The 11,817-nt window shown below is 71.8% G+C and carries 10 protein-coding genes; 8 read left to right on the top strand and 2 right to left on the bottom strand.

Features of this window, described 5'->3' with window-relative positions; genetic code table 11:
* Positions 1-9 precede the first annotated feature (9 nt).
* Positions 10-612: a helix-turn-helix domain-containing protein gene (locus ACFYZ3_RS12440; protein ID WP_388515884.1), complete on the top strand. Its 603-nt coding sequence runs from the start codon at positions 10-12 to the stop codon at positions 610-612.
* 169 nt (positions 613-781) lie between these two features.
* Here the strand turns inward: ACFYZ3_RS12440 and ACFYZ3_RS12435 are convergent, their stop codons facing one another.
* A complete protein-coding gene (locus tag ACFYZ3_RS12435; RefSeq protein ID WP_388515882.1) occupies positions 782-1,315 on the bottom strand; it encodes a hypothetical protein in 534 nt (177 codons plus the stop codon).
* Positions 1,316-2,044 (bottom strand): SDR family oxidoreductase, encoded by a 729-nt coding sequence (locus tag ACFYZ3_RS12430; protein ID WP_388515880.1) that lies wholly within the window; start codon positions 2,042-2,044, stop codon positions 1,316-1,318.
* A 286-nt stretch (positions 2,045-2,330) separates the two neighbouring features.
* Between ACFYZ3_RS12430 and ACFYZ3_RS12425 the strand changes: the two genes are divergently transcribed.
* From ACFYZ3_RS12425 to ACFYZ3_RS12395, 7 genes are all read left to right on the top strand, one after another.
* Positions 2,331-3,794: a catalase gene (locus tag ACFYZ3_RS12425; RefSeq protein ID WP_388515878.1), complete on the top strand. Its 1,464-nt coding sequence runs from the start codon at positions 2,331-2,333 to the stop codon at positions 3,792-3,794.
* Between the two features lie 102 nt (positions 3,795-3,896).
* Entirely contained in the window at positions 3,897-4,292 is a 396-nt protein-coding gene (locus tag ACFYZ3_RS12420; RefSeq protein ID WP_388515876.1) for an ankyrin repeat domain-containing protein, read from the top strand.
* Between the two features lie 463 nt (positions 4,293-4,755).
* Positions 4,756-6,231 (top strand): sugar transferase, encoded by a 1,476-nt coding sequence (locus tag ACFYZ3_RS12415; protein WP_388515875.1) that lies wholly within the window; start codon positions 4,756-4,758, stop codon positions 6,229-6,231.
* Positions 6,232-6,301: 70 nt separating this feature from the next.
* The gene (locus ACFYZ3_RS12410) at positions 6,302-7,627 is read left to right on the top strand and encodes a nucleotide sugar dehydrogenase (protein ID WP_388515873.1); all 1,326 of its coding nucleotides are present in this window, start codon (positions 6,302-6,304) and stop codon (positions 7,625-7,627) included.
* A complete protein-coding gene (locus ACFYZ3_RS12405) occupies positions 7,617-8,927 on the top strand; it encodes a glycosyltransferase family 4 protein (protein WP_388515871.1) in 1,311 nt (436 codons plus the stop codon). The genes ACFYZ3_RS12410 and ACFYZ3_RS12405 overlap by 11 nt, the downstream gene beginning before the upstream one ends.
* Entirely contained in the window at positions 8,924-10,291 is a 1,368-nt protein-coding gene (locus ACFYZ3_RS12400) for a Wzz/FepE/Etk N-terminal domain-containing protein (RefSeq protein ID WP_388515869.1), read from the top strand. Before ACFYZ3_RS12405 ends, ACFYZ3_RS12400 begins: the two co-directional genes overlap by 4 nt.
* Entirely contained in the window at positions 10,288-11,817 is a 1,530-nt protein-coding gene (locus ACFYZ3_RS12395; protein WP_388515868.1) for a Wzz/FepE/Etk N-terminal domain-containing protein, read from the top strand. The genes ACFYZ3_RS12400 and ACFYZ3_RS12395 overlap by 4 nt, the downstream gene beginning before the upstream one ends.

Below are 11,817 nucleotides of genomic sequence, written 5' to 3'. Positions count from 1 at the left end.
AGGCATACGATGTTGCTCATGACGCAAGAAGATGGAGACCTGGACAGCCTCGTACGCAAGCGCATCCGCGCCCTGCGGGTCGCACAGGGCTGGTCCCTGGAGGAACTGGCCGGGCGCGCCCGTCTCAGCCAGTCCTCGCTGAGCCGCATCGAGAACGGCCGGCGCCGCCTGGCCCTGGATCAGCTGGTCACCCTCGCCCGCGCCCTGGACACCACGTTGGACCAGCTCGTGGAGACGGCCGACGACGACGTCATCACCAGCCCGATGATCGACAGCGCCCACAGCCTGATGCGCTGGCCGGTGAAGGGCGACCCCGGCATGACCGTGGTGCGCCAGCGCATGACCCAGCCGCCGCCCGAGAATCCGGCGCGCATGCGTGCCCACCCGGGGCGCGAATGGCTCGTGGTCCTGTCCGGCACGGCGGTCCTGATGCTCGGCCACCGCCGTTTCCGCGTCGAGACCCACCAGGCAGCCGAGTTCCCCACGATGATGCCGCACGCGATCGGGACCGCCGGCGGCCCCTGCGAGATCCTGGGCATCTTCGACCGCGACGCCCGCCGCGGCCACCAGCGCGAGGGCGGCGACCCCGAGGCCAGGGACACGGCCGAGTGACGGCGAGGGTCGTCGGCCCCGGCGGGGAAGGCGTGCGCGAGGAGGATCTCCGCCGCGGCTTCGTCACCGTCCGCCGATGCCGATACCGATACCGACGTCGGCGGACGGCATCGGCATCGGCATCGGTCGGCCGTGAGCCTCCCCGGCGCGTTCACGGGGCACCCGCCCGCTACTCGATCAGCGCGTCCGCGACGATGATCACCAGGCCGATCAGCATGTCCAGGAGTCCCGCGCGACACGAGGACAGGCGGCCCAGCCCGGCGGCGCGGGCCGCGGAGGTGCCCAGGGCGAAGAGCAGGACGGTGTTGAGCACCAGGGCCGTGTCGGCGGCCGTTTCCTCCGCCCACCACCCGGCCTCGGCGGCGAGCAGCATCACCACGGTCGGCAGCACGGCGGCGGCCAGCGGCCACTCGGCGAGCACCGCGCGCAGTCGGCTCGGTCCGGCCGACCCGCCGCCGGACGCACGCCGGGCGATGACATGCGCGTACCCGTGGGCGGCGCCCGAGGTCAGCGCCGTGAGCAGGACCCACAGCGCGTCCTGGCCGGGGTTGGCCTCTTCGCCCGGCACGTCCAGCGCCGCGACCAGCGCGCTGGCCAGTACCAGGCCGTAGATTCCCTTGAACAGCCACCGCTCCGGCCGGCGCCGCAGGATTCCCCTCGGCGCGACGCCGTCGGCGCGGTCGCGGTCGGCGTGCTCGGGCATTCAGGAGAGCCAGTCGCCGTACCGGGTGGGGGCCAGATGGGCGTCCAGGTCGGTCAGGACGTCTCCCTCGACCGCCGCGAACATGCCGGCGCCCGGGTCGGTGACGACCGTTCGCGCGTCGCCCTTGTGGGCCAGGGTCATGCGGCCCACCTCGTCCAGGGGGAACACTTCCGGTCCGCCGATGTTGCGGATGCCGTTCAGCGGAGGGCCCACGGCGACGTCCGCGACCGCGGCCGCCACGTCCTTCGCGGCGATCGGCTGGATCGGCGTGGCGGGCAGCCGGACGGAGTCGCCGGAGGCGGTCCAGGACAGGACCGCCTCCATGAACTCCATGAACTGGGTGGCGCGCACGATCGAGTACGGCACGGGGCCGTCTCTGAGGATCTCCTCCTGGAGCGCCTTCGCGCGGTAGTAGTCCAGCCCCGGCACCCGGTCGACGCCGACGATGGAGAGGATCACGAAGTGTCCCGTCCCGGCCCGCTGCGCGGCGGCCAGGAGGTTGTCCATCGACGCCCGGAAGAAGGCCGGTGAGGCGTCGTCGAAGGTCGGGGAGTTCGTCAGGTTGACGACGACCTCGGCTCCCCGGACCGCCTCGTCCACCCCCTTGCCGCTGACGACGTCGACGCCGGTCGACTGGGAGTGGGGCACCGCCTGGTGCCCGGCCGCGTTCAGGTCCTTGACGACCTGCGAACCGATCAGCCCCGTCCCGCCGATGACCGCGATCTTCATGCGTACGCCTCGCTTCCTTCCGGAGCCGGGTGGCTCAGGAACCACTGTGTCGGTGCGTGCGGAGGACGGCGCCCTGAGCGGCCCGAAGGGGGGACGAGACCGGTCGAGCACATCACCCGGCGGGCGCGTCCGAGCACCGCGTCCGACGGCCGTCGGCAGGGCCCGGCGCACCCTGGCAGGCTTCGGCGTCAATTCAAGAGCGAATATGGCTCTAGATGCCGCCTTGCCTTAGATCCTGTCCAAGGTAGGGTGGTGGTTGCGAAGAACCACACCGAGGAGCAAAGCCTTGCCTGAGAACAACCAGAAGCCGCTGACCACGGTCGCCGGTGCGCCGGTTCCCGACAACCAGAACTCCCTGACCTCCGGCCCGCGCGGTCCGATGCTCCTGCAGGACGTGTGGTTCCTGGAGAAGCTCGCGCACTTCGACCGGGAGGTCATCCCGGAGCGCCGGATGCACGCCAAGGGCTCGGGCGCCTTCGGCACCTTCACGGTCACCCACGACATCACCCGGTACACCAGCGCGAAGATCTTCTCCGAGATCGGCAAGAAGACCCCGCTGTTCACCCGGTTCTCCACCGTCGCCGGTGAGCGCGGTGCCGCCGACGCGGAGCGCGACATCCGCGGCTTCGCCGTGAAGTTCTACACGGACGAGGGCAACTGGGACCTGGTCGGGAACAACACCCCGGTCTTCTTCTTCCGCGACCCGCTGAAGTTCCCCGACCTCAACCACGCGGTGAAGCGCGACCCGCGCACCAACCTGCGCAACGCCGAGAACAACTGGGATTTCTGGACCAACCTCCCCGAGGCCCTGCACCAGGTCACGATCGTGATGTCGGAGCGCGGCATCCCGGCCTCCTACCGGCACATGCACGGGTTCGGCTCGCACACGTACAGCCTGATCAACGCCGAGGGCGAGCGGTTCTGGGTCAAGTTCCACCACCGCACCCAGCAGGGCATCAAGAACCTCACCGACGCCGAGGCCGAGGCCCTGGTCGGCAAGGACCGCGAGTCGCACCAGCGCGACCTCTTCGACGCGATCGAGGACGGCGACTTCCCGAAGTGGAAGCTGTTCATCCAGGTCATGCCGGAGGCCGACGCCGAGAACTACCGCTTCCACCCCTTCGACCTCACCAAGGTCTGGTCGAAGAAGGACTACCCGCTGATCGAGGTCGGCGAGTGGGAGCTCAACCGCAACCCCGACAACTACTTCGCCGACGTGGAGCAGGCCGCCTTCAGCCCGGCCAACGTGGTCCCGGGCATCAGCTTCTCCCCCGACCGGATGCTGCAGGGCCGCCTCTTCTCCTACGGCGACGCCCAGCGCTACCGCCTCGGCGTCAACCACCACCAGATCCCGGTCAACGCCCCGAGGAACCCGGTGAACTCCTACCACCGCGACGGCGCCATGCGCGTCGACGGCAACCAGGGAGCCACCCCGGGCATCGAGCCCAACTCCTACGGCCGCTGGCAGGAGCAGCCGGCCTACCGCGACCCGGCCCAGGCCGTGGGCGCCGTCGCCGACCGGTTCAACTACCGCGAGGACGACGACAACTACTTCGAGCAGCCCGGCAACCTGTTCCGGCAGATGAGCCCGGAGCAGCAGCAGGTTCTGTTCGAGAACACGGCGCGCGCCATCGACGGCGCCTCGGAGCAGACCATCGAGCGCCACATCGGCAACTGCACCCAGGCCGACCCGGCCTACGGCGCGGGCGTCCGCAAGGCGATCGAGGCCCTGGCCGCCGGCAACCTCTGATCCCGCCGGTCAGCAACACACGCGGTACACCCGCACCGCACCGGCGCGGGCACCCTGGGGTGCCCGCGCCGGTGCGGGCGTACCGCCACGGAGACCTATTTCATGGACATGCACAACAGCGGTGGACTGACCCCCGAGCAGACGGAGCGCGTGGTCGCCATCGCCATGGATCTGGCCCGCGAGGGCGGCACCGAGCAACTGGTGGAGTTCGTACAGCACGGGCTGCCGGTCGACGTACGGGACCCCGCGGGCAACTCCCTCCTCATGCTCGCCGCCTACCACGGTCACGCCGACACCGTGCGGAGCCTGATCCGGCACGGCGCCGACCCCGACCTTCGCAACGACCGCGACCAGTCCCCCATCGCCGGCGCCCTGTTCAAGGGTGCCGACGACGTCGTAGCGGTACTGCGTCGGGCCGGCGCGGACCTGGACTCCGGCACGCCGACCGCGCGGGCCGCCGCGGCCATGTTCGGCCGGGACCACCTGCTCGCGAACTGATGCGGCGGCGCCGCCGCGCCGGGCAGCTCGACCCTCACATGGCGTGAACCATCGGTGCGGACGTGCGCCGGAAGCGGGAGAATGGCCGCCGAACTCGCCACCCGGCATTACGTGGTGGCGCGAATACATCGGCGGACATTCACAGGTTTCTTGATCAACTCCCAAAGCGTGAGCACGAATTACACACATCCCCTCTACACAGTGGCCCCGATGGTCTAGATTGACCGTGCTTCAGCTGTTCAGGCACGAGGCGACCGGTAATGATCTTTAGGTCCGGAGCAGGGGGGTCTGCTGATGTCACTGTGCACGCTCGTATTGATGTGACATAGCCGGAACGTTGTGCGCGGGCAGGCCGGGGGGCCGCCCGTGGGGAGGAACAGCGCGGCGCGGGAGGGGGGGCCTCCCGAGGGGGAGGAACAGTGCTAGGCGAACTCGTCGAACCACTGGGAACCTGGGGGGTTCTGTGCGGCAAGGGGGATTGGTCAGCCCGTTTCCGTCTGCGCGCGGGCAGTTGGCGGACGGGGCAACCAGCCGGCTCGCGAGCGACTGGGAGCAGCGGTACCGCCGTACCGTGATCACCAGCGACGCCGCGACCACCGCTTTCGTGGTGGCGGGCATCGGCAATTTCTTCGGGGTCCGGGACGCGGCCAACTGGCACGAGAAATGGGGAATTCTCGCGTTCGGCACCTGGCTGCTGGTCCTGGGCGCCCTCGCGGTGAGCCGGTCGTGGGCACCTGCCGTACTCGGCCAGGGCGCCGAGGAATTCCGTCGGCTCGGTCGCTCACTGTTCATGGCGACCGTCGTGCTGGCGCTCGGCGGAATCGCCCTCACCTCGCGCAACATCAAACTCTGGATCTTCGTCGCCGTCCCCGCGATCGCTATCTGCACCATGGTCGCGCGCTACGCGCTGCGCGTCCGGCTGCACAGACAGCGCAAGCAGGGGCGCTGCCTCAGACCGGTGCTCGCCGCGGGAAGTCCGGCCACGGTGCGCGATCTGATCGCCCGGACCCGGCGGTTCCCGCACCTCGGCTGGCGCGTGGACGCGGTGTGTGCGACGGACGACGGGCTCGAGGGTGACCAACTGGACGGAGTGCCGGTCGTCGGCCCACTGGAGCACGTCGCCCACCATGTCCGCCGCGACGGCTACCGGGTGGTCGCGGTCACCCCGGACCCGCACTGGTCACCGCACCGCCTGCAACGACTGGCCTGGAACCTGGAGGGCAGCGACGCCGAGATGGTCGTCGCTCCCGTCCTGATGGAGGTGGCCGGCCCGCGGCTGCACGTCGACGCGGTGCTCGGGATCCCGCTCCTGCGGGTCAGCATGCCGACCTTCACCGGGGGCCGCCGCGCGGTCAAGGCGGTCGTCGACCGGTTGGGCGCGGCGATCCTGCTGACAGTGTTCGCGCCCCTGATGCTGTTCGTCGCGCTCCTCGTCCTCGTGGACAGCCGGGGCGGGGCGTTCTACCGCCAGCGCCGGGTCGGCAAGGACGGCCGCGAGTTCACCATTCTCAAGTTCCGCACCATGGTCGCGGGCGCCGACGGGGCACGTGCCGCGCTGGCCGACCGCAACGAGGGCGCGGGCCTGCTGTTCAAGCTCCGCCGGGACCCGCGGGTCACGCGGGTCGGGGCGGTGCTGCGCCGGTACTCGGTCGACGAGTTGCCGCAGCTCTTCAACGTGCTCACCGGATCGATGTCGCTCGTGGGACCGCGGCCGCCGCTGCCCGAGGAGTCCGCCGCCTACGGCCCGGACATCCGAAGACGGCTGCTGGTCAAGCCGGGGCTCACCGGCCTGTGGCAGATCAGCGGACGCAGCGATCTGCCGTGGGAGGAGGCGGTCCGGCTGGATCTGCGGTACGTGGAGGACTGGTCGCTCGCGCTGGACACGGTGATCTTGTGGAAGACGCTGCGCGCGGTGGTCCACGGGCAGGGGGCGTACTGATGCGCGGCGGCCGCCGGGCCGACGCGCGAGGCGCAGGCCGTCGGGGCCTGCCTGGGGGGAGGAACGGGTCATGAGGGTCAGCGTTTTCGGCCTCGGCTACGTGGGCTGCGTGTCGGCCGCGTGCCTGGCCGGCATGGGGCACCAGGTCATCGGGGTGGACGTGAACCAGGTGAAGGTCGACCTGGTCAACGACGGCAAGGCCCCGGTGGTCGAGGAGCGGATCGGCGAGCTGATCGCCCAGGTGGTGGGCAGCGGGGCGTTGCGCGCCACCGGTGACGTCCGCGAGGCGATCATGGAGAGCGAGATATCCCTGGTCTGCGTGGGCACCCCGTCGGAGCCCAACGGCAGCCTGTGCACCACGTACTTGGAACGGGTCACCGAGGAGATCGGGGCCGCGCTGGCGGACCGTGGTGGGCACGGCGGGCGGCACACGGTGGTGTTCCGCAGCACCATGCTCCCGGGCACCTGCACGAACCTGCTGGTGCCGATCCTGGAGAAGTACGTCGGCGGCACCGCCGGGGTGGACTTCGGGGTCGCGGTCAACCCGGAGTTCCTGCGCGAGGGCACGAGCGTGCGGGACTTCTTCGACCCGCCCAAGACCGTCATCGGCGAACTCGACCCGGCGAGTGGCGACGCGGTGCTGGCGCTGTACGACAGCCTGCCCGGCGAGGTGTTCCGGGTGCCGGTCGCGACGGCCGAGGCGATCAAGTACGCCGACAACGCCTTCCACGGCCTCAAGATCGGCTTCGCGAACGAGCTGGGCGCGGTGTACCAGGCGCTCGGAGTGGACTCGCACCAGGTGATGGACGTGTTCCTGGCCGACCGCAAGCTGAACATCAGCCCCGCCTACCTGCGGCCCGGTTTCGCCTTCGGCGGCTCCTGCCTGCCCAAGGACCTGCGGAGCCTGGTCCACGCGGCACAGCGGGCCGACGTGTCGGTGCCCATCCTCTCCCATGTGCTGCCCTCCAACTCCGCGCACCTGGAGCGCGCGGTCGAGCTGGTGGAGCGCACCGGGAAGCGCCGGGTGGGGATGTTCGGCCTGTCCTTCAAACCCGGCACCGACGACCTCCGCGAGAGCCCGCTCGTAGAGCTGGCGGAGCGCCTCTTCGGCAAGGGCTACGACCTCCGGATCCACGACGCCAACGTAAGCCTGTCCCGACTGCTCGGCGCGAACCGCGAGTACGTCGAGACCCGGCTGCCGCACCTCGCCCAGCTGCTCGCGGACTCCGTCGACGACGTCCTCGACCACGCCGAGGTGTGCCTGGTCGGGACCAGGGACCCGGCCGTGCTGGCGGCACTGCCCCACGGCGGCAGTCCACTGCTGATCGACCTCATCCACCTTCCCGACGCCGACACGCGCCGGACCGAACCGGGGTACATGGGCCTTGCCTGGTGACACGACGTCTGGTGAAACGCCGTTCGGTGGCACAGCCGGCGACCGGCCGGGGCGGCGCGCCCTGATCCTGGTGGAGAACCTGTCGGTGCCCTTCGACCGGCGGGTGTGGCAGGAGGCGACGACCCTGCGCGACGCGGGCTGGGAGGTGCACGTCATCTGTCCCCGGGGCAGCAAGCGGGACACGGAGGCGGAAGCGGTCGTCGACGGGGTGCGCATCCACCGCTACCCGTTGCGCGCGGCCACCGGAGGACCAGCCGGCTACCTGCGGGAGTACGGGGCGGCGCTCTGGCACACGGCCCGGCTGGCCCGCCGGGTCGGACCGGTCGACGTGGTCCACGCCTGCAACCCGCCGGACCTGCTGTTCCTGCCGGCGCTGTGGCTGAAGAGGCGTGGTGCGCGGTTCGTCTTCGACCAGCACGACCTGATACCCGAGCTGTACCTGTCCCGGTTCGGCCGCGGGAAGGACCTGCTCTACCGCGCCGTGTGCGCGCTGGAACGGTGGACCTACCGGGCCGCGGACGTCGTGCTCGCCACGAACGAGAGCTACAAGGACGTCGCGATACGCCGGGGCGGCCGCCGCCCCGACGACGTCTTCGTGGTGCGCAGCGCACCCGCGACCGACCGCTTCCAGCCGGTGCCGCCCGAACCGGAGTTGAAGCGGGGCAAGCCCCATCTGCTGTGCTACCTCGGCGTCATGGGACCCCAGGACGGGGTCGACTACGCCCTGCGGGCCCTGGCGAAACTGCGCGACGAGGTCGGGCGGACGGACTGGCACGCGGTGTTCGTCGGCTCCGGCGACGCCTTCGACGCGATGGTGGAGCTGTCCCGGTCGCTCGGGCTCGACGACCAGGTGCGCTTCACCGGGCGCATTCCGGACGCCGACCTGGTGCGCCACCTCTCCACCGCGGATGTGTGCCTCTCCCCCGACCCCCGCAATCCGCTCAACGACGTGTCGACGATGAACAAGGTCCTGGAGTACATGGCGATGGGCCGGCCGATCGTCTCCTTCGACCTCCGGGAGGCGCGTGTCTCCGCCGGGGAGTCCGCCCTCTACGCACCCGCCAACGACGAGGCGGCGTTCGCCCGGCTCGTCGCGCGGTTGCTGGACGATCCGGACGAGCGCGCCCGGATGGGCAAGATCGGCCAGGAACGGGTCACCGGACGGCTGTCCTGGAGCAACTCGCAGGCGGCGCTGCTCGCCGCGTACGCCGCCGCCTGCCGTGACCGCACTCCGGTGTCGGCGGGCGCCCCGGTCCGATCAGGGTTCAGGTTCAAAGCAGGGAGAAGGCCGCGCAGTTGAGCGATGACACGATACGCCTGGTCACGGTCGGGCGAATTCTCCGGCGGCGCCGGCGGCTGCTCGCCGTCCTCGTCGTGCTGGGCGCGCTGGTCGGCTACGGCGTGTCGGTGCTGTTCCCGCCGCGCTACACGGCGTCGGCGTCGGTCCTGCTGCCGGGACCGTGGGAGCAGCGCGAGCTGATCACCCAGGTGGAGATCGCGACCAGTTCGGCGGTGGTCGCCCGGGCGGCCGACGAGCTGCGCTGGAGCGGGGTGAGCGACAGCGAGCTGCGCGACCGGGTGAGCGCCGAGACCGCCGACGGGAACATCGTCAAGATCTCGGGGACGGCGGAAACCCCGGAGCGTGCGCAGCGGCTCTCCGACGAGGTGGCCCAGCAGTTCGTGACGTACGCGGCGAGGATCGCGAGCGGCACCACGGGGCCCGACGAGGCGGCGGGGCCGGAGGCACTGCGGGAGCAGGTGACGCGGACCAACCGCCGCATCACCGACCTGGCCAACGCGGCCGATCCCGGGCAGACCGTGGAGAGCGTCCAGGCCCGCACCGAGCTGGAGAAGCTGCGCAGCGCGCTGCAGGACGCCATGCAGAAGCTGGAGGAGGCCGACCCGTCGAACAACCGGGCCGGCATGGTCGTCATGGGTCCGGCGGCCCGGCCGACTGGCGAGGCTCCGCCGACGCGGCTGCAGCTGATCGGCGGCGGCGCGCTGCTGTTCTTCGTGCTCGCCGTCATCGGTCATCTCACCGCGGCGCGGATGAACCGGCGGCTGCGCTCCGAACCCGAGATCGCCGCGGCGCTGGGAACGGCGCTGATGGGGACCGTGGACGTGCCCGGCGACCGGCGCGCCCACCGGCCGAAGGCGCGCGGCGCGCGGGCCCGGTTCCGGCGGCTGCTGGGCGTCGACGTCCGGTGGGACCTGCCGGCGCCGCAGTCCTCCGGCGACGAGGCCGGCCGGCGGCTGCGCTACCGGCGGGTCCGGGCCCGCCTCAGGGAACGGGTGCCCACGGCCCGGCGGCTGCTGGTCGTCGTGCCGGACGACGACGAGGTGGCCCGCCGGGCGGCCGGGCAGCTCGCCGCCGGGGCCGAGGACGATCCGCGGCTGCGGGTGGTGGAGGTCTCGGTGGCCCGGCCGATGGTGCCCGACCGCGACACCGAGACCGGGGCCCTGATCGTGCTCAGCGCGGGCGCCCGGACCGCCGAGGAACTCGCCGGTGTCGCCGAGGCGTGCGCGGACGGCGGGCACGAGGTCGTCGGCGTCGTCGTCGCCGGCGCGGTCCGGTCCCGTCCGACGGAGTCGGCCGACGAGTCCCGGGAGAACGCCGCCGCAGGGGCTGCGGTGCACGACCACGCGACGGGAGGTGTCGCATGACGACGGGCACGGCTGCACAGCCGTCGGCCTCCGCTCCCCTGCTGGACCTGCAGGCACTGGTCGTGGCGGTGCGCAGACGACGGCGCCTGTGGGGCTCGCTGGCCCTGCTGGGCCTGCTGCTCGGCGCGGCGGTGGCGGTCCTGCTGCCGCCCCGGCCGACCGCGGTCACCAAGGTGCTGGTCGCACACAAGGACGACCAGCCCAACGACACCGGAACACTGATCCGCACGGACGTCGAACTGCTGGACACCACGCGGATCGCCGCCGCCGCCCTGCGCTCCCTCGACTCCCGGGAGAACCCGGAAGACTTCATGCGGGACTACCGGGGCACCGGACTGACGAACAACCTGCTGCAGATCGACGTGACGGCCGACAGCGACGCGGAAGCGGTCGCCCGGGCCAAGGCACTGGCCGACACGTTCGTCGCGGACCACGTGCGGCGGATGCGGCAGGCCGCCGAGGCCGAGTCCAAGTCCCTGCTGGACCAGCGGGACCGTATGCGCAAGGAGCTCGCCGAGGTCAACAGCGCGATCGGGGACCGCTCACCGGACGACGAACCGAAGGCGTCGGCGAGCATCGAGTCGCTCTTCGCCCGCCGGGCCGAACTCGACTCGCGGATCGCCGAGTTCGACCAGCGGGCCGCGGAAGCGCTCACCGGCACGCCCGAGGTCGTCGCCGGCACGCAGATCGTGGACGCCCCGCACGCGGTGGAGCACTCCCTGCCCAGGGCCGTGGGCACCGACGCCGCCATCGGGCTCGCCCTCGGGCTCGTCCTCGGGCTCGCGCTCTCCGCGGTGGGCGCCGTGGTCGCGGACCGCCCCGTGCTGCGCCGGGAGATCGCGGCGAACCTGGGCGCCTCCGTCCTCGCGGAGCTGCGCCGCGGGCCGCGCCGGTCGGCCCGGTCGTGGCGGCGCCGGCGGACCAGGGCGGCACGTGAGCGGCTCACCACCACGCTGACCCGTCTCGTGCGCGGCTCCGCGGAACCGGTGTCCCTGCTGGAGCTGGGCTGTGCGCGCGGCACCGGCCTGATCGCCCTGGACGTCGCCGGAGCGCTGGAGGCGGACGGGCCCGTGGTCGTCGTCGACGCTCTGCCCGGCACGCGGCTGGCGGGCGCCCACCGGAAGTCCGGGGGCCCGACCGTGCTGAGCGGCGAACGGGCCACGGCCGAAGGGCACCAGGGGCGCAGGCTCGGCGTCGGCTCGGTGGCGCCCGGCACGGCGTGGACCGACCTGCGGTACCTCGGCAGCCGGACGGTGCTCGTCGTGCGGGCCGGGCACGGCAGCACCGCGTGGCTGCACACCGTGGCGCGGCAGCTCGCGGACCAGCGCATCACGGTGATCGGCGTGGTCCTGATCGACCCCGATCCGCGTGACCGGACCGACGGCACCCTGTGGGACGGCACGCACGTCGCGCCACGCGGCCATGACGAACGGCCGAGGCGGCACAACGGGACCGGGAGACTCCGGGCGGAACGGCCGTCGATGCCGGCCGCGACGGTCCCGGACAGCGATCAGGAGGCTCGGTAG

Source organism: Streptomyces sp. NPDC001599, assembly GCF_042893535.1.
Taxonomy (GTDB): domain Bacteria; phylum Actinomycetota; class Actinomycetes; order Streptomycetales; family Streptomycetaceae; genus Streptomyces.
This window is presented reverse-complemented; position numbering and strand designations above follow the sequence as displayed.